Origin of the sequence: Pantoea sp. Ft-CA_14, from assembly GCF_024520875.1 — a bacterium.
Lineage (GTDB): Bacteria > Pseudomonadota > Gammaproteobacteria > Enterobacterales > Enterobacteriaceae > Pantoea > Pantoea agglomerans.
Map to the genome: position 1 here is coordinate 234378 of NZ_JALNPM010000007.1, position 17685 is coordinate 252062.

Consider the following 17685-nt stretch of genomic DNA (forward strand, 5'->3'; position numbering starts at 1 on the left):
GCAGCAAAATAGTGGTTCAGGCAACTCCCGGCAGCGACGGGCGTCGCTGCCGGTTCACTTAGCGTTTGCGCCAGACGGTGACCTGCGCCAGCGTATGCTGGAACTTGCGGGCCGTTTCGCGGATCACAAACGGTTTATCCTGCGGTTCATCGACCAGGTCGAAGTCGGCCGCCAGCAGACGTTGCAGTGCCTGCAGCGTCGTCAGTGCCTCACCGTTTTCACGCACGCCGCCCAGCCAGTTCTCCTTCGGCGTGAAATCCTCCAGCCAGGTATAGGGCGAGGAGAGCACCAGAATGCCGCCCTGACGCAGCATCGGCGTGACATCCCGCAGGAAGCGTGCGGGCTGACGCAGGCGATCGATCAGGTTGGATGCAAGTACCAGATCGTAACGGGCGGGTTGCGGCTTAAGGTTACAGGCGTCGCCCTGAACAAACTGAATCCGCTGCGCCAGTTCGCTCTCCAGCGCGAAATCTTTCAGGCGAACCTGGCGATACTCCACCAGATCGCCTTCCTGTGGCAGGAGATAACGGAAGTCTTCGCCGCTGGCCAGCTGAAGCGCCACATCGATGAAGCGCGCCGAGTAGTCCATGCCGGTGACACGTTCAAAGTGGCGGGCCAGTTCAAAACTGGCGCGTCCGGTGGCACAGCCGATATCCAGTGCCTCGCCGCGTGCTGTGGTGTAGTTCAGCGCCAGGTTTACCAGGCTTTCTGCATAGTTATCCACCCCGAAATAGCGCGGGCCATACTGGAAGTCGAGGTATTGCGACACCATGGCGTCAGATTCATACGGGTTCAGCGCCATGGTTTCCTGATGGCTGGAAACCACGTAGCGGAAACCGGCATGCTGGAAGAAGTGGCGGCGGAACGCATAGCGTGCCGATTTCAGCGCTTCGTTGCCGGTCGATATCCAGCTACCGCCTTTGATCAGCGAATGTTTGCCATCAAAGGTCGGGGTAGAGAAATCATCGTAAAGCGGGTGGACTTTAAAACCTTCAAAGCCGTTGGTCGGCGTGGTCGTCCACTGCCAGACGTTACCGACGATATCGAAGAAGTCACCCTGGGCGAAGAGATCGACCGGTGAAGAGGAAGCCCAGTATGCCAGGTTAATGTTACCCGGTGCCCGATCCCAATCCGGCTGATCGCCCGCGACCTGTTCGCGCAGCTGAGCCCACTCCGCTTCACAGGGGAGCTGAACGCTCATTCCCGTCTGATCCGCTTTCCAGCGGCAGAAGGCCGCCGCTTCCAGCTGGTTAACCTCGGCTGGCCAGTCCCACGGCATCGCGACTTCTTCACACATCAGACGCAGTTTAAGCTGATCGGGCATCGCAGGCGTGCCGACCCAGAAGGTGGGCATCTCCGCTTTAGCAAACTGACACCAGCCCCAGCCTTCGTCATCCCACCAGCGAGCGTCCTGATAACCCCCCGCCTCAACGAACGCCAGGAATTCCGCGTTGCTGACCAGCATTTTGCTCGCCCTGAACGGCTGCAGCGCGATCTGCTGGCGGCCATATTCGACATCCCAGCCATAGGTATCGTCGGTTTTACCCAGCGTGACGGTGCCGCCGGGCATCGGCAGCAGGGTATTGGCCGGAACAGCCTCGCGCTGGTGGCGCGCCATCGGGCAGACCGGCCACGCGGGCTGGGGTTTCACCCACCCGACCGGTAACTGGCGTATCAGTACGCTGGACGTTTCCAGATGAATACGCTCATGCTCAATGCCCATCAGGATCACCCAGGCCGGACTCTCCCAGGTGATCGGCAGAGTCAGCGGCAGGGTCTGGATCAGATCGCTGACCAGCGCTTTAACGCGCCCGCGGTATTCGCGGACTTCTTCGACAGTGGGCCAGTCATAGTGGCTGTCGTTGAGATCGTCCCAGCTCATCTCATCCACACCAATCGCCATCATCGCTTCGATACGATCGTCCAGACGCGCGTCGATAAGGCGTCCGGCCATCAGCTTATTAATGTAGAAGGTAGCGGTGTGGCCAAAATAGAAGATTAAAGGATGGCGCAGCGGAATGGCTTTGGTAAACCAGGCCTGGGAATCGGCCAGACAGGTAAACAGACTTTCATACTGTTCCCAGGTCTGGTGGAAATAGGCCAGCAATTCGGCACGTTTTTGTTCAATGTTATGGCCGGAGAGCAGTAGCGTTCGCGTCGGCGCAGGCAGATCGCGATGAGGTTGAGCAAGCGTCACAGGAAGCTCCAGATTGCTGAGTAAGTGAAACGGTAATTTACTATAGCAAATATGCATTTCTGCCCGATGACTTAACGCCGCCAGTGACGCAGCAGACGGCTTTTCATGCCGGTATCGAAACGCCAGATATGGTCGAAGATGCGCAGAATGCCTGGTTTCCCGTGGGCCGACATAGCCACGGCGTGAAAACGTTGCTGATTATTTCGCTGACGCGTTTTAATGGTCCCGATCACCTCTTCCGGCAGACGCTGGGCAATAAAATCGGAGACGATCACTGCATCGGCTTCCTGCCACAGTGCACCTTCCATCCGGGTCACAACGGAAGAGAGGCAGGCTGCCAGATCGGTGCCGCCGCGAAAGCGCTGACTGAGAAAGCGAATCGCCTGTTCCAGCCCATCATCACCGGTCAGTTCATAGCCGATCACCTCATGCGCAAACAGCATGATGTAGCAGCGACGGCGATCGGCCAGCGCGACTTTCAGCAGCGCCAGACAAAACGCTTTGGCGCAGCGCTCATTGAAGCCACCCATCGAACCCGAGGTATCGACGCAGACGATGAAAGGCCCGCGTGGCTGCTCTTCATGCTGCTGGTGGCTGGCCGGACGCATCGTGACCTTTTCATGCCAGGCATCGCCCTGCAGCTTGTAGGTCAGCAGCCGTTTCTCTACCAGCCGCCGGTAAAACTCCAGCTCCAGTTCACTGATACTCAGCGCAGCTAACTCCGGCGGCAGCAGACGCAGCACGTCATCGCTCTGGTGAATGCCGCTGACCTCCTCCGGCACGGCCGCAGGTTCCTGCACCATATGGTGAAAGGTCTCCATAGGGGCATCCTGCGACGGCACCGATTTTGCCTCGCGGCTGCGACCCAACTGCTGGGCCAGTTTCAGCAGCTCCGGCTGCTGCGCCAGAAAGTCGCCATATTGCAGCATCAGCTGATAGTCGCCAGGCTGCAGTGACGCTTTGCTCATGTCCCACAGCCGGCCAGCGGCGGCTTCGTCATCGTCGCCGAGAACCGGTGCCAGCTGACCGCTCAGCGCCATACGCTGCTGCAGTTCCGCCAGCAGGCGTTCGCGCTGCTGCTCCAGCAACGTCTGATTCAGCGTCAGGGTCTGTAAGGTCAGGCTCAGCCGCCAGCGCTGTAGAAAAAGCTGGTGCTGCGCGCTGCTGAGATGGCTGATATCGGTGTGCTGCAGCAGCCGGTTGGCTTCATCCAGAAAAGGGGAAGGCAGGCTTTCAAGCGCCTGAAGCGTGGCATTCAGCTGGTGGCTGAATTCACGATCGCTGAGGAGTTGTACCCGCTGGAACAGCTGAAACTCTTCGGCCAGCGTGGCCGGAACCGGCGTGGCTTTGAGCTCAGCGTTGATCTCCGCTCGCCAGCGTGGCACATCGCGTAACAGTGCTTTTTTCAGCCCGGGAAATTTTTCAAAAAACAGCGCCAGCTGTGGAGACGCCAGCAGGGCAATAATCAGCTCTTCAATCAGTTCGGTTTCACCCACGGAGAGCAGTGTGCTGAGCGTCTCCAGTGGGATCATTTACGCGCCTGTTTCAACTGTTCCGCCACATCCTGCAGGCTGGTTTCAACGCGCGCCAGCCAGTCATCACTGATAAACAGGCAGCGCTGATGCTGGCTGAACAGATGACGCTGCGACCGCAGTTCACTCTCCAGTGCATCCAGCGCTTCGGTGATCTCACCGGGCAGCGGCTCGCTATTGCTGACGCCAGGCAGTGTCAGACGCGACGATTGCAGGCTGACATCACGGATAGCCAGGCAGTGCTGCGCATCCACCTGTAAATCCAGACTCTGCGCAAAGCCAATTCCATTGAGCTTGCCGCGAACCTCGCCCCCTTTCTGCAGCCACTGATTCAGTGCATCACGCGCGATAACCAGATGTGTCACCTGCATGTCATGCAGCATCAGCGGCTTTTGCAGCATCAGCGTCAGTTGCTCATCAGTGAAGCTTTCCGGCAGATCGTAATGGGGTTTGCGACTGAACATCCCACTGTGTTTTTCCAGTGTGATCGCCTGTGCGATGCTCTGTTGCTGCTGCAGAGCCATACGACGCGCTTTTATCTGATGCAGTTTCAGCAGCATCGGCTGCTGCTGCCAGGCGTGCTGTGTCATCAGCTGATCGATTTCGCGCTCCAGCAGCTGCATGGATGCGACGTCGTGCCAGAGGCAATCTTTCAGCAGGATCAGGTCTATCGGCGCAATGGCGCTGCGGCCACTGTAAAAGGCGCTGGCCTGCAGCAGATGAATAGCTTTTTTCCAGCGACGATCGGAAATATAGGGCGCGGCGGGCTGGCTTTCCAGTTGCTGGCGCAGCTGATAAATCAGCTCGAACACCGCATCCGGAAGGCTGACCTGACTGATGCCGAGCTGCCACTGCGCATACTCCTCATCACTGATGCGCAGGGATTCCGCGACCGGATTGGTGTGCTCATCCTGCTGATGGGTCAGCATGCTGCGAAAGTTCTGCTTCTCATGCACATTATCCAGCCACAGGCGGATCAGCATCCGGTCATAGAGCGCTTCAAGGCCGCTGTCCGCTTCCGGCATTTCATTGGAGGCGGTGACCAGCAGACGCATCGGAATGGCCTCTTCGCTGTCGCCATTGCGGAAGCGGCGTTCGTTGATAGCGGTCAGCAGGGTATTCAGAATCGCCGGGCCGGCTTTCCAGATCTCATCCAGAAAAACAATCTCCGCGTCGGGCAGATAACCTTTAGTGAGGCGCTGATAGCGCCCTTCATCCTTCAGTGCCTGAATAGATAGCGGGCCAAACACCTCTTCCGGTGTGGAGAAACGGGTCATCAGATATTCAAAGGCGCGGGCGTGCTGAAAGGCATATTTCAGGCGGCGGGCAATCAGGCTCTTGGCGATGCCGGGCGGTCCCAGCAGGAATACGCTTTCACCGCTCAGCGCTGCCAGCAGGCAAAGGCGGATGGCATGATGTCGCTCATACAATCCTTTTTCTAACGCATTGCTAAGGCGAGAAATTCTTTCTGCCAAAAGATGGGGTTGAGCCATAATCACTTCAATGTCCTTACGATCGTCGGGCCGCCGCGCTTCAGCAAGCGCCTTACTCTATAGATCATCATGCGTGAAAGCGTTGATAGCTGTCAGCTTTTTGTTTCATAAGGTTTGCCTGCTTTGAAAGCGGCGCTGATTAACGCTTTAATGCCTGAAACCACCCCGTTACCCTGGCAGACAGGCGAAGCGGGTATAGGAATTTTCGGCAAACCGTGCATACTGTGCGCTTTTTGATGGCCTGAGCGAGGGGTTGTTGCGCCTCTTAGACTCCAACAAAAGATAACTCTATGAGCTCGGATAATAAGCAGTCACTTCGCGGATTAACGCTGGCCGCTATTGGTGTTGTTTACGGGGATATCGGCACCAGTCCGCTGTATACCTTGCGTGAATGTCTCTCCGGACAGTTCGGCTTCGGCGTTGAGCGGGAAGCGGTGTTTGGCTTTTTGTCGCTGATTTTCTGGCTGCTGGTGCTGGTGGTATCACTGAAGTACATCAGTTATGTGATGCGCGCCGACAATGCCGGTGAAGGCGGTATTCTGACACTGATGTCGCTGGCGGGCCGCCATACGGGTGCACGCGCCACGGCAGTGCTGGTGATCATGGGCCTGATTGGCGGCAGCTTCTTCTATGGGGAAGTGGTGATCACGCCGGCCATTTCGGTGATGTCAGCCATTGAAGGTCTGGAGATTGCCGCGCCGTCGCTGGATCCCTTTATTGTGCCGATGTCGATTGCGGTGCTGACGCTGCTGTTTGCGATTCAGAAACATGGCACCGGCATGGTGGGCAAACTCTTCGCGCCGGTGATGCTGGTGTGGTTCCTGGTGCTGGCGATCCTGGGGGTCAGCGGCATCATGAAAAACCCGGAAGTGCTGCATGCGCTGAATCCCGCCTATGCGGTCGAGTTCTTCCTGCACTATAAATCTGTCTCATTCTTCGCGCTTGGCGCGGTGGTGCTGGCGATTACCGGGGTTGAAGCGCTGTATGCCGATATGGGTCACTTCGGTAAAGTGCCGATCCGACTGGCCTGGTTCTCGGTGGTGTTGCCGTCGCTGGTCCTGAACTACTTTGGTCAGGGCGCGCTGTTACTCAGCGATCCCAAAGCGATTAAAAACCCCTTCTTCCTGCTGGCGCCGGACTGGGCGCTGATCCCGATGCTGATTCTGGCGACGCTGGCCACGGTGATTGCCTCACAGGCGGTGATCTCCGGCGTCTTCTCGCTGACGCGTCAGGCGGTGCGACTGGGCTATCTGCCGGGGATGCGTATCATCCACACCTCTGAGCGCGAATCGGGCCAGATCTATATTCCGGTGATTAACTGGGTACTCTACTTCGCCGTGCTGATTGTGATTATCAGCTTTGAGCATTCAAGTAATCTGGCTGCGGCCTACGGTATCGCCGTCACCGGCACCATGGTGCTGACCGCGATGCTCTCCTGTACCGTGGCGGTTAAAAACTGGCACTGGAATAAGCTGGCGGTTGCCGTCATCCTGGTACTGATGCTCTGTATCGATGTGCCGCTGTTTACCGCCAACCTGGTGAAAATCTTCTCCGGTGGCTGGCTGCCGCTCTGTCTCGGCCTGGTGATGTTTATCATTATGACGACGTGGAAAAGCGAACGTTTCCGCCTGCTGCGCCGCATGCACGAGCATGGCAACTCTCTGGAGGCGATGATCGCGTCACTGGAGAAATCGCCGCCGGTTCGCGTGCCGGGCACGGCGGTCTATATGTCGCGTGCGCTGAATGTGATTCCGTTTGCCATGCTGCATAACCTTAAGCACAACAAAGTGTTGCATGAGCGGGTGGTGCTGCTGACGTTGCGGACGGAAGATGCGCCTTACGTGCACAACGTGCGTCGCGTGACGATTGAGCAGCTGTCACCCACCTTCTGGCGGGTGGTGGCCAGCTACGGCTGGCGCGAAACGCCAAACGTCGAGGAGATTTTCCACCGCTGCGGGCTGGAAGGGCTCAACTGCCGCATGATGGAGACATCGTTCTTCATGTCGCATGAGTCGCTGATTATCGGCAAACGGCCGTGGTATCTGCGCCTGCGTGGCAAACTCTTCCTGGCGCTGCAGCGCAATGCGCTCCGTGCGCCAGACCAGTTTGAGATCCCGCCAAACCGGGTGATTGAGCTGGGCACCCAGGTCGAGATTTGATCTGCAGCGCCCGCCTTACGGGGCGGGCGCTGACCAGCGCAGCATAACGCATAATCCGCCACCCGATCGCTGGCTGAAGCTGACCTGCATCCCGTGCAACTGGGCGATATTGCGGACTATCGATAATCCCAGCCCGCTTCCGCTTTTCTCCTGACCTGGCGGTCGCCAGAAACGTTCACCAAGCCGTTGCAGATCGGCTGCACTCAGACCTTCGCCGTTATCCTCTACCGACAGGCTATTCGCCTGAAGCCGCACATCAACTTCGCTGCCCGCTGGCGTATAGCGAATGGCATTATCCAGCAGATTACGCACCAGCAATGACAGTAACAGCGGATGCCCCTGAATCTGCGGATCGGCGTCAGCATGCAGCCGCAGCGTGACACCCGTTTTATCCGCCAGCGGCAGCTGTGCAGCCAGCGTCTCCTGGACCGTGCGTTTCAGCGCCACCGTTTCGAAGGCGCTGCGTGCATCATCTGCTTCAACCCGTGAGAGCGTCAGCAGCTGATCCACCAGCCGGGTTGCGCGGATAATGCCGGCATCCAGTTGCTGCAGCGCATGGCTTCGCATCACTTCATCATCCGCAGTCAGCTGGATCACCTCGCTTTGCACCTGCAGCGCGGCCAGCGGACTGCGCAGCTCATGTGCGGCATCAGAGGTAAAGCGCCGTTCACGCTGCATCATTGCGCTGATGCGGCTGAACAGACCGTTGAGCGCGACCATCAGCGGTTGCACCTCTTTCGGCACGCGGTCTGCCTGCAGCGGCGTATCATCATCGGGCGCGCGCTGCGCCAGCTGCTGTGCCAGCGTCTTCAGTGGGCGCAGTTCAGACCAGACCAGACCGATCAGCAGCAGCAACATAAAGGGCAGCGCGATCAGCCAGGGCAGCATGCTGGCTTTCATCAGATCCCGCGTCATGTCGTCACGGTATTCGGACTCCTGACCCACCACCACCCGGAACTGCTGGTCGGGCGTAGTCAGCCAGACAAACCGCCAGCGATCGTCATCATTGGTGAGCTGACCCTCATGAAATCCCTGATACTCCGCCTCAAACGGCAGGTAGCGGCCATTGTCACCATCATTCATCACCTGCCGGCCGTCGCGCGTGAAGACGGCAAAGGCCAGGGCGTCGTCATCCTGATCGCCGCGATGGTGGCGCAGTATCTCTTTGGTTTTAGGCAGAGTGGCGTTGTCCAGCGAGGAGAAATCCAGCGTCAGCAGACGCTTGGCCAGCAGCATCTGCTGGGTATCGAAGAGCTCATCAAGGGTTTCACGTGTCTGATGCCAGGCACTCAGGCTGGCGCTGGCCCAGCAGATCCCGAGCAGCAGCACAAAACCGATACCCAGCCGCAGAAACAGGCTCATTGATCGCATTCAGCCGCTCCCAGGGTATAACCGACGCCGTGCAGCGTGCGGATAAACTGGCTGCCCAGTTTTTTACGCAGATGATGAATGTGAACCTCTACCGCATTGCTGGAGACATCGGCGTCCCAGTTGTAGAGCTTCTCCTCCAGCTGGCTGCGTGTCAGCACCCGGCCCGGGTTTCGCATAAACAGTTCCAGCAGCGCCAGTTCACGGCTTTTCAGCGCAATCGCCTCACCTTCGCGCATCACACTATGGCTGCCGGGGATCAGCACCACATTACCGTGCCGGAGTTCGGGCTGCAGCTGGCCATGACGGCGGCGGATCAGCGCCTGTAAGCGAGCAGCCACTTCGGTTAAGGCAAAGGGTTTACACAGATAGTCGTCGGCTCCCAGTTGCAGGCCTTCGACCCGCTGATCGAGCGCATCGCGTGCGGTCAGTATCAGTACCGGTACATCTTTGCCCTGCTGTCGCCACTGCCGCAGAATATCGAGCCCATCCCGCTCGGGCAGTGAGAGATCCAGGATCACCGCATCCCAGGGCGCGGCCTCCAGCGCGTTAAAGCCCGCCTCACCAGAGGTAAACCAGTCAACGCTGAAGCCCAGTTTACTCAGCCCCGCCTTGATACCGTCGCCAATTAAACGATCATCTTCAATCAGTAAAATACGCATCACGTCTCCCTGTTCCGATAGCGCTTTATACGAAGCAACCTCCTGCTTGTACAGCTGATTTCGGCGAAAATAGCTTATTTTTGCCTCTTAAGAAGCTGTTAAGAACTTTATGGTCAACTAAGCTCAACAAGACGAACCACATCATGGAAAAGAGGTGACAAAATGAAAAAGCACGCTGCAATTCTGGCCGTCGTAATGCTGGCTTCCGCCCCGGTTTTCGCTGCACAGCAGGGTGGATTTGTTGATCCCAGTGCGCCAGCCGCACAGACGCAGGCAGCAGCCGGTCAGGGTGGTTTCAGTGCCGATCACACCAGTGTGGTGACCGTAAAGCAGGCTGAAGAGATGAAAGATGACAGCTGGGTCACCGTGCGCGGTAAGCTGGAGAAACAGATCGGCAACGAAGATTATCTGTTCCGCGACCAGACCGGCACCATGAAAGTCGAAATCGACCACAAGCACTGGAACGGCCAGACTATCTCACCTAAAGACAACGTCGAGCTGACGGGTGAACTGGATAAAGATTTCAACAGCATTGAGATGGACGTTAAGCAGGTTAAGAAACTGCCTTAATCCTCTCCTCCGGGGCCGCGTTCGCGGCCCTTTTTTCAGCCCGTCCCCCGACTTAATACAAATTTCTCCCCGCGTGAGCGAAACGTTTCGATAGCGATCACAGATTTCTTCTTTGCCGGTTGAGTTGATGGCGGCTTTTCATACACTCCTGACAGCGAAACGTTTCGCTGTGGAGTGAAAAGATGAAAAAAGGTCGCTTGTTAAACGCTGAACTCTCTCATGTGATTGCCCGCCTGGGACACACGGATACGCTGACGATTGCTGATGCAGGCTTGCCGATTCCGGCCGGACCGCAGCGCATCGATTTAGCGCTTACGCCGGGTACGCCCGATTTTATGCAGGTGGTTAATGCTGTCGCACTGGAGATGCAGGTAGAGAGCGCCCTGATCGCGGAAGAGATTAAGCAGCATAATCCGCAACTTCATAGCGCGCTTGTCGCCGTGCTCGAAGCCTTGCAACAGCACCAGGGGAATATCATCACCATCAGCTACACCAGTCATGAACAATTCAAACAACAAACGCAGCGTAGTCAGGCGGTCATTCGCAGCGGAGAGTGCTCTCCGTTTGCGAATGTCATCCTCAGCGCCGGTGTGACCTTCTGAGGCCGCTATGCAACCTTTACTGCAACTCGACGGCATTGAAAAATCTTTTCCGGGTGTGAAAGCCCTCAAGGGGGCGTCGCTGAATGTCCGGGCAGGACGCGTGATGGCGCTGGTGGGCGAGAACGGCGCAGGCAAGTCCACCATGATGAAAGTGCTGACCGGCATCTATCAATATGATGCTGGTACGCTGCGCTGGCTGGGCAAAGAGACCCGTTTCAGCGGGCCGAAAGCGTCTCAGGAAGCGGGTATTGGCATCATTCATCAGGAACTGAACCTGATCCCTCAGTTAACCGTGGCGGAGAATATTTTTCTCGGCCGCGAATATGTCAGCCGTTTTGGCCGTATCCAGTGGCCGCGCATGTATGCCGAAGCCGATGCGCTGCTTAAACGGCTTAATCTGCGCTTCAACAGCCACAAGCTGGTGGGGGATTTATCGATTGGCGATCAGCAGATGGTCGAAATCGCCAAAGTCCTGAGCTTTGAGTCGCAGGTGATCATCATGGATGAGCCGACCGATGCGCTGACCGATACCGAAACGCTGTCGCTGTTCCGGGTGATCAACGAACTGAAAGCGCAGGGCTGCGGCATCGTCTATATCTCGCATCGCATGAAAGAGATCTTTGAGATCTGCGATGACGTCACGGTGTTCCGCGACGGTCAGTTTATTGCTGAACGCCCGGTCAGCGAGCTGACTGAAGAGAGCCTGATCGAGATGATGGTCGGCCGTAAGCTGGAAGATCAATATCCCCATATTGATCAGGCACCAGGCGACGTGCGGCTGAAAGTGGAAAACGTCAGCGGACCGGGCGTGGATAACGTCAGTTTCAGCCTGCGTAAAGGTGAAATCCTTGGGGTTTCCGGCTTAATGGGCGCGGGCCGTACCGAACTGATGAAGGTGCTTTACGGCGCCCTGCCGCGTCGCGAAGGCACACTGTGGCTCAATGGTCGGGAAGTGGTGACGCGCTCACCGCAGGATGGGCTGGCTAACGGCATCGTCTATATCTCCGAAGATCGTAAGCGCGATGGCCTGGTGCTGGGCATGTCAGTAAAAGAGAACATGTCGCTGACAGCGTTAGGCTATTTCAGTCACGGCAGTGGCACGCTGAAACATGCGGCAGAGCAGCTGGCCGTGGGCGACTTTATCCGGCTGTTTAACGTTAAAACGCCTTCAATGGAGCAGCCCATTGGTCTGCTTTCGGGCGGCAACCAGCAGAAAGTGGCGATTGCCCGCGGGCTGATGACCCGGCCTAACGTACTGATTCTGGATGAACCGACACGCGGTGTGGATGTCGGCGCGAAGAAAGAGATCTATCAACTGATTAACCAGTTTAAAGCCGAAGGGCTGAGCATCATTCTGGTCTCCTCGGAAATGCCGGAAGTGCTGGGCATGAGCGATCGGATTCTGGTGATGCATGAAGGCCGTATCAGCGGCGAATTTACCCGAGAAGAAGCCACTCAGGAGAGCCTGATGGCAGCCGCCGTAGGCAAGCAACACAGCGAGGATTTAGTGGTATGACGACCCAAACTTTACCTGCCAGCCGTCGCTGGTTTAGCAAAAGCTGGCTACTGGAACAGAAGTCGCTGATTGCGCTGATGGTGCTGATCGCCGTGGTGGCCAGCCAGAGCCCGAACTTCTTTACCGTGGCGAACCTGTTCAACATTCTGCAGCAGACCTCGGTTAACGCCATTATGGCGGTCGGGATGACGCTGGTGATCCTGACTTCTGGTATCGACCTCTCTGTAGGATCGCTGCTGGCCCTGACTGGCGCGGTGGGTGCATCGCTGGTGGGTATGGAGGTCAATGCCCTGGTCGCGGTGGCGGCGTCGCTGGCGCTGGGAGCGGCAATCGGTGCCCTGACCGGCACCATTGTGGCGCGCGGCAAAGTGCAGGCGTTTATCGCCACGCTGGTCATGATGCTGCTGCTGCGTGGTGTCACCATGGTCTACACCGATGGCAGTCCGGTAAACACGGGTTTTAATGCCAATGCCGATCTGCTGGGCTGGTTTGGTATTGGTCGTCCGCTGGGTATCCCTGCGCCGGTCTGGCTGATGGCGCTGGTCTTTATTGCTGCCTGGTACATGCTGCAGCACACCCGTCTGGGTCGCTATATCTATGCGCTTGGCGGTAATGAAGCGGCAACGCGTCTCTCCGGCATCAATGTGAATCGCGTCAAAATCATCGTCTATTCACTGAGTGGCATGCTGGCAGCGCTGGCAGGCACCATTGAAGTGGCGCGCCTTTCTTCGGCACAGCCGACAGCGGGTACCGGCTATGAGCTGGATGCGATTGCTGCGGTCGTGCTGGGCGGAACCAGCCTGGCAGGCGGTAAGGGCCGTATTTTCGGCACCCTGATTGGCGCGCTGATCCTCGGCTTCCTGAACAACGGCCTGAACCTGATGGGCGTCTCTTCGTACTACCAGATGATCGTTAAGGCGGTAGTAATCCTGCTGGCGGTGCTGGTAGATAATAAAAGCAGTAAATAACTCTGACCTTACACAGGATGACATGATGAAAAAGTTAACCGCACTGGCCGTGATCCTTGGCGCAACGCTCAGTACCAGCGCTATGGCTAAAGATACTATCGCGCTGGTGGTTTCAACCCTGAATAACCCGTTCTTTGTTTCGCTGAAAGAGGGCGCGCAGAAAGAAGCGGACAAACTGGGCTACAACCTGGTGGTGCTGGATTCACAGAACAACCCGGCGAAAGAGCTGGCTAACGTGCAGGATCTGACGGTTCGCGGCACCAAACTGCTGCTGATCAACCCAACCGACTCTGATGCTGTGGGCAATGCGGTGAAGATGGCTAACCAGGCGAACATCCCGGTTATCACGCTGGATCGCGTTGCGGCACAGGGCACCGTTGTCAGCCACGTCGCCTCCGATAACCGTTTCGGCGGTAAAATGGCCGGCGACTTCATCGCCAAAAAAGTCGGCGAAAGCGCCAGAATTATTGAACTGCAGGGCATTGCCGGGACTTCTGCCGCCCGTGAGCGTGGCGAAGGCTTCAAACAGGCCGCTGATGCGCATAAATTCCAGATCCTCGCCAGCCAGCCTGCCGATTTTGACCGTACCAAAGGTCTGAACGTCATGCAGAACCTGCTTCAGGCACACCCGGACGTTCAGGCCGTATTCGCTCAGAACGACGAAATGGCACTGGGTGCACTGCGTGCGCTGCAGACCGCCGGTAAAACTGGTGTGATCGTCGTTGGTTTTGACGGTACTGCTGATGGCGTTAAAGCGGTAGAAGGTGGCAAACTGTCCGCGACCGTGGCACAGATGCCAGACAAAATTGGCATGATCGGCGTAGATACCGCTGATAAAGTGCTGAAGGGTGAAAAAGTGAAGGCGATCAATCCGGTCGACCTGAAGCTGGTCACTCAATAACTCAAAGAAAAGCAGGGCACTGCGCCACCCTCCTGGTGGCGCACTTATTCCGGACTCCCCTAATGAGCAAAAACGCAAAACTGGCCGTTCTTGGCAGCATTAACGCTGACCACATCCTTAATCTGGCGCACTTTCCTCGTCCCGGTGAAACGGTGATCGGGCAGAATTATCAGATTGCGTTTGGCGGTAAGGGTGCGAATCAGGCTGTCGCCGCCGGTCGTGCTGGTGCCGATATCGCATTTATCGCCTGTGTGGGCGCTGACGACATTGGTGAACGTGTTCGTCAGCAACTGGCCCAGGACAATATTGATACCACGCCGGTCGAAGTGGTCGAGGGTGAGTCAACCGGCGTGGCGATGATTTTCGTCAATGGTGACGGTGAGAACAACATCGGCATCTACTCCGGTGCAAACGCGGCGTTAACACCCGCCTGCGTGACACGCCATCAGCAGGTTATCGCCGACGCCGATGCACTATTAATGCAGCTGGAATCACCGCTGGAAAGTGTGCTGGCCGCCGCGACGCTTGCCCGACAGCATCAGACGCAGGTTATTCTCAATCCTGCACCCGCCACCCAGCTCTCAGATGAACTGCTGGCGTTGATCGACATTATTACCCCGAATGAAACCGAAGCCGAGAGTCTGACCGGCATTGCGGTCAGCAACGATGAAGATGCCGCCCGCGCTGCGGCAGTACTGCATGCGAAAGGTATCGGCACGGTTCTGATTACTCTGGGTCGCCGCGGTGTCTGGCTGAGCGAGCAGGGAGAAGGTCAGCGTATTGCTGGCTTCAGCGTTAAAGCTATCGACACCATCGCGGCGGGCGACACCTTTAATGGCGCCTTTATTACCGCGCGACTGGAGCAGAAAACGATGTATGACGCGGTGCGGTTTGCCCATGCCGCCGCTGCTATCGCCGTTACCCGCTCGGGTGCGCAGCCCTCCGTGCCGTGGCGCGCGGAGATCGATGAATTTTTGCAGCAGCAGGGCTAAGCATTTGAGCACCATGAAAGATGTCGCTCGCCTGGCGGGCGTCTCTACCTCCACTGTCTCGCACGTTATCAATAACAATCGCTTTGTTAGTGAAGGCGTGCGCGAAAAAGTTGAGCAGGCCATCCGCCATCTGAATTACGCCCCCTCTGCGCTGGCGCGCAGTCTGAAAATCAATCAGACGCACACGATCGGTATGCTTCTGACCACCAGTAGTAACCCATTTTATGCCGAAGTGGTGCGGGGTGTGGAGGAGAGCTGCTATCAGCGTGGCTACAGCCTGATTCTCTGTAACACGGCAGGTGATGAAGAGCGGATGAACCGCAGCCTGGAAACGCTGATGCAGAAGCGCGTCGACGGTTTATTGATCATGTGTACGGAAAGTCACCTGCCCTCGGCCGACATTCTGAACCGTTATCCCTCTATACCTGCCGTCATGATGGACTGGGCGCCGTTTGAAGGCCGTGGTGACATTATTCAGGATAACGCGCTGCTGGGCGGGGAGCTGGCGACTCAGCATCTTATCGACAGTGGTTATACCCGCATCGCCTGTATCGCCGGTCCACAGGATAAAACCCCGGCTCGTATGCGCCTGGAAGGTTATCGCAACGCCATGACAAAGAGTGGCCTGACGATTCTGCCCGGCTATGTGGTGAATGGTGACTTTGAATTCCAGGGAGGCTACAACGGGATGGTCGAACTGCTGGCGCTGGAAACGCCGCCGGAAGCGGTTTTCACCAGCAACGATGCCATGGCGGTGGGCGTTTATCACGCACTCTATCAGGCCGGCATGCAGGTTCCGCAGCAGATGGCGGTAATGGGATATGACGATATCGAACTGGCGCGCTATCTCACTCCGCCACTGAGTACCATTCATCAACCGAAAGATGCGCTGGGTGAACTGGCGATAGACACCCTGCTCCATCGTCTCAGCAATCCCGACGCCAGTCAGCAAACGCTGGTGCTGACGCCGGAACTGGTGGTGCGTGGATCGGTTTAGCGCTTTTTCTTTTTGTCGCGATTACTGATCAGATTACGGCCATCGCCGTTTTTCAGCAGCATAAAGGTCAGCGCCGACAGTACTGTTACCACGCCCATGGTCATAAACGTGGCGTGGAACTGTGAAATGGTGCTGGTTTCAAACTCCTGGTAGAAGCGCAGCACCGCGGCGCTGACGGCCACACCAAAACTGATCGCTAGCTGCTGAGTCACGGCCAGCACGCTGTTACCACCGCTGGCGTTATCATCATTCAGATCGGCCAGGGTGATGGTATTCATGGCGGTAAACTGCGTAGACATGGCCATGCCGAGAATAAACAGCGGAAGTAAGAGCACGATGATGCTTTCAGCGGGCGACTGCAGAGAGAAGCTGGCGATCAGAATGCCAATAATGGCGGTAATGCCAACCAGCAGGCGGCGGTAACCCAGCCAGCGCAGCAGTTGCGTCACCGTCGACTTCGCCAGTATTGAACCAATGGCGATAGGTGCCATCATGCAGCCCGCGATAATCGCTGAATAGCCAAAGCCGACCTGCAACATGAGCGGCATCAAAAAGGGCACACAACCGGTGCCAAGACGTGACGCGATGTTGCCACCGATGCCCACTGAGAACGTCCGGGTTTTAAACATCGGCAGATTGATCAGTGGCGAAGGGTGATTTCGGGCATGCACTATATAAAGAAGCAAAAGCACAATCCCGCTGAGTAATATCCCGCCCGCCAGCCAGGCGGAAACAATCCGCTCGCCAAACAGCTCAATCCCAATCGAGATCATCACCAGTCCGGCCCCAAACAGTAAGAAGCCGAAAAAGTCGAAGCGGCGCTTCGGCGTGGTGAAGTCCGGCATATATTTGCGTGCGTAGATAATGCCGAGAATGCCAATCGGGATATTAATCAGGAAAATCCAGTGCCAGGTCGCGTAGGTCACCAGCACGCCGCCCAGCATTGGACCCAGTATCGGGCCAACTAATCCCGGCATGGTGACAAAGTTGAGCACCGGCAACAGCTCACTGCGCGGATAGGCGCGTAACAGCGCCAGTCGCGCGACCGGCATCATCATTGCGCCACCGACGCCCTGTATGATGCGCGAGATGACCAGTACCTGGAGTGTGGGAGAAAGTGCACAAGCCAGCGAGCCGAGGGTGAACAGCGAAACGGCAACGATAAATACCTTGCGCGTGCCGTAGCGATCGGCGAGCCAGCCGCTGACCGGAATCAACATAGCGACAGTCAGGGTGTAACTGATGACGGCGGATTGCATGGCCAGAGGAGAACGGTCGAGGCTGGTGGCGATAGCGGGCAGGGCAGTATTCAGTATGGTGGCGTCGAGTGACTGCATGAAAAAGGCCATGGCAGCTATCCATGGCAAACCAGCCATGCTGCGCGCAGATTTTATCATTGAGTATCCTTCCTGGGGTTATCCTGCGAGAAGAAGCAAAATAATAGCACCCGCATTAAGCAACGGCAGGTCTCTTTACAACGTTTAATGGCGATTTTTGTGCGTTATTCCGCCATGAAACGTCTCTTTTTAAGCCGTTCGTTTAAAAAAGATGCGCTCAGCAAATTAATTCAAAGAAACGCTTGTCAGCCCGCGGAAACTCCCTATAATGCGCCTCCATCAACACGGAACACCGGCAACGGAAAACGGGTTGAGAGGCACAGGAGACTGCGCCGCCGGAGAAAAACTTCTGAGAAAGAGGTTGACTCTGCAGGAGGAAAGCGTAATATAC

14 protein-coding genes and 1 pseudogene are annotated in these 17685 nt (G+C 56.9%); 9 read left to right on the forward strand and 6 right to left on the reverse strand.

Annotated elements, in window-relative coordinates; translation table 11 throughout:
• Nucleotides 1-58: 58 nt before the first annotated feature.
• The 3 genes from ovoA to ravA form a co-directional block, all read right to left on the reverse strand.
• Nucleotides 59-2197: a 5-histidylcysteine sulfoxide synthase gene (ovoA, locus tag NR195_RS13235; protein ID WP_033759309.1), complete on the reverse strand. Its 2139-nt coding sequence runs from the start codon at nucleotides 2195-2197 to the stop codon at nucleotides 59-61.
• Between the two features lie 71 nt (nucleotides 2198-2268).
• Complete coding sequence (viaA, locus tag NR195_RS13240; protein ID WP_256844602.1) at nucleotides 2269-3729, reverse strand: ATPase RavA stimulator ViaA; 1461 nt, start codon at nucleotides 3727-3729, stop codon at nucleotides 2269-2271.
• Nucleotides 3726-5222, reverse strand: a complete 1497-nt coding sequence (ravA, locus tag NR195_RS13245; protein ID WP_010258850.1) for an ATPase RavA — start codon at nucleotides 5220-5222, stop codon at nucleotides 3726-3728. The genes viaA and ravA overlap by 4 nt, the downstream gene beginning before the upstream one ends.
• A gap of 290 nt (nucleotides 5223-5512) precedes the next feature.
• Between ravA and kup the strand changes: the two genes are divergently transcribed.
• A complete protein-coding gene (kup, locus tag NR195_RS13250) occupies nucleotides 5513-7381 on the forward strand; it encodes a low affinity potassium transporter Kup (protein WP_010258849.1) in 1869 nt (622 codons plus the stop codon).
• A 15-nt stretch (nucleotides 7382-7396) separates the two neighbouring features.
• Here kup and qseC read toward each other — a convergent pair whose 3' ends face one another.
• On the reverse strand, nucleotides 7397-8752 hold the full coding sequence (qseC, locus tag NR195_RS13255) for a quorum sensing histidine kinase QseC (RefSeq protein ID WP_081114160.1): 1356 nt from the start codon (nucleotides 8750-8752) through the stop codon (nucleotides 7397-7399).
• Nucleotides 8740-9411: a quorum sensing response regulator transcription factor QseB gene (qseB, locus tag NR195_RS13260; RefSeq protein WP_010258847.1), complete on the reverse strand. Its 672-nt coding sequence runs from the start codon at nucleotides 9409-9411 to the stop codon at nucleotides 8740-8742. Before qseB ends, qseC begins: the two co-directional genes overlap by 13 nt.
• Nucleotides 9412-9573: 162 nt before the next feature.
• On the opposite strand from qseB, the gene NR195_RS13265 reads away from it, so the two are divergent.
• From NR195_RS13265 to rbsR, 7 genes are all read left to right on the forward strand, one after another.
• Entirely contained in the window at nucleotides 9574-9981 is a 408-nt protein-coding gene (locus NR195_RS13265; protein WP_010258845.1) for a YgiW/YdeI family stress tolerance OB fold protein, read from the forward strand.
• 182 nt (nucleotides 9982-10163) lie between these two features.
• Nucleotides 10164-10583 carry a D-ribose pyranase gene (gene rbsD / locus NR195_RS13270; protein WP_003849483.1) on the forward strand — a complete coding sequence of 140 codons (420 nt, stop codon included), beginning with the start codon at nucleotides 10164-10166 and terminating at the stop codon, nucleotides 10581-10583.
• 7 nt (nucleotides 10584-10590) lie between these two features.
• The gene (rbsA, locus tag NR195_RS13275; RefSeq protein WP_010672182.1) at nucleotides 10591-12099 is read left to right on the forward strand and encodes a ribose ABC transporter ATP-binding protein RbsA; all 1509 of its coding nucleotides are present in this window, start codon (nucleotides 10591-10593) and stop codon (nucleotides 12097-12099) included.
• The gene (gene rbsC / locus NR195_RS13280; protein WP_010258841.1) at nucleotides 12096-13067 is read left to right on the forward strand and encodes a ribose ABC transporter permease; all 972 of its coding nucleotides are present in this window, start codon (nucleotides 12096-12098) and stop codon (nucleotides 13065-13067) included. The genes rbsA and rbsC overlap by 4 nt, the downstream gene beginning before the upstream one ends.
• 25 nt (nucleotides 13068-13092) lie before the next feature.
• Nucleotides 13093-13968, forward strand: a complete 876-nt coding sequence (rbsB, locus tag NR195_RS13285) for a ribose ABC transporter substrate-binding protein RbsB (RefSeq protein ID WP_010258839.1) — start codon at nucleotides 13093-13095, stop codon at nucleotides 13966-13968.
• Between the two features lie 62 nt (nucleotides 13969-14030).
• Complete coding sequence (gene rbsK / locus NR195_RS13290; RefSeq protein ID WP_010258835.1) at nucleotides 14031-14960, forward strand: ribokinase; 930 nt, start codon at nucleotides 14031-14033, stop codon at nucleotides 14958-14960.
• Between the two features lie 13 nt (nucleotides 14961-14973).
• Nucleotides 14974-15957, forward strand: a complete 984-nt coding sequence (gene rbsR, locus NR195_RS13295) for a ribose operon transcriptional repressor RbsR (protein ID WP_033773177.1) — start codon at nucleotides 14974-14976, stop codon at nucleotides 15955-15957.
• On the opposite strand, the gene mdtD is transcribed toward rbsR, so the two are convergent.
• Nucleotides 15954-17354, reverse strand: a complete 1401-nt coding sequence (mdtD, locus tag NR195_RS13300; RefSeq protein WP_010258829.1) for a multidrug transporter subunit MdtD — start codon at nucleotides 17352-17354, stop codon at nucleotides 15954-15956. The two genes, rbsR and mdtD, sit on opposite strands and share 4 nt — an antisense overlap.
• A gap of 99 nt (nucleotides 17355-17453) precedes the next feature.
• Between mdtD and NR195_RS13305 the strand changes: the two are divergent.
• Nucleotides 17454-17685: pseudogene (locus NR195_RS13305) on the forward strand (hypothetical protein); the annotation flags it as partial.

Excerpts from the sequence above, each read along its gene's own strand:
- rbsA (WP_010672182.1), top strand. The coding sequence starts at position 10,591 with ATGCAACCTTTACTGCAACTCGACGGCATTGAAAAATCTTTTCCGGGT.
- rbsR (WP_033773177.1), top strand. The coding sequence starts at position 14,974 with ATGAAAGATGTCGCTCGCCTGGCGGGCGTCTCTACCTCCACTGTCTCG.
- rbsK (WP_010258835.1), top strand. The coding sequence starts at position 14,031 with ATGAGCAAAAACGCAAAACTGGCCGTTCTTGGCAGCATTAACGCTGAC.
- qseC (WP_081114160.1), bottom strand. The coding sequence starts at position 8,752 with ATGCGATCAATGAGCCTGTTTCTGCGGCTGGGTATCGGTTTTGTGCTG.
- kup (WP_010258849.1), top strand. The coding sequence starts at position 5,513 with ATGAGCTCGGATAATAAGCAGTCACTTCGCGGATTAACGCTGGCCGCT.
- rbsD (WP_003849483.1), top strand. The coding sequence starts at position 10,164 with ATGAAAAAAGGTCGCTTGTTAAACGCTGAACTCTCTCATGTGATTGCC.
- rbsC (WP_010258841.1), top strand. The coding sequence starts at position 12,096 with ATGACGACCCAAACTTTACCTGCCAGCCGTCGCTGGTTTAGCAAAAGC.
- rbsB (WP_010258839.1), top strand. The coding sequence starts at position 13,093 with ATGAAAAAGTTAACCGCACTGGCCGTGATCCTTGGCGCAACGCTCAGT.
- viaA (WP_256844602.1), bottom strand. The coding sequence starts at position 3,729 with ATGATCCCACTGGAGACGCTCAGCACACTGCTCTCCGTGGGTGAAACC.
- mdtD (WP_010258829.1), bottom strand. The coding sequence starts at position 17,354 with ATGATAAAATCTGCGCGCAGCATGGCTGGTTTGCCATGGATAGCTGCC.
- NR195_RS13265 (WP_010258845.1), top strand. The coding sequence starts at position 9,574 with ATGAAAAAGCACGCTGCAATTCTGGCCGTCGTAATGCTGGCTTCCGCC.
- qseB (WP_010258847.1), bottom strand. The coding sequence starts at position 9,411 with ATGCGTATTTTACTGATTGAAGATGATCGTTTAATTGGCGACGGTATC.
- ravA (WP_010258850.1), bottom strand. The coding sequence starts at position 5,222 with ATGGCTCAACCCCATCTTTTGGCAGAAAGAATTTCTCGCCTTAGCAAT.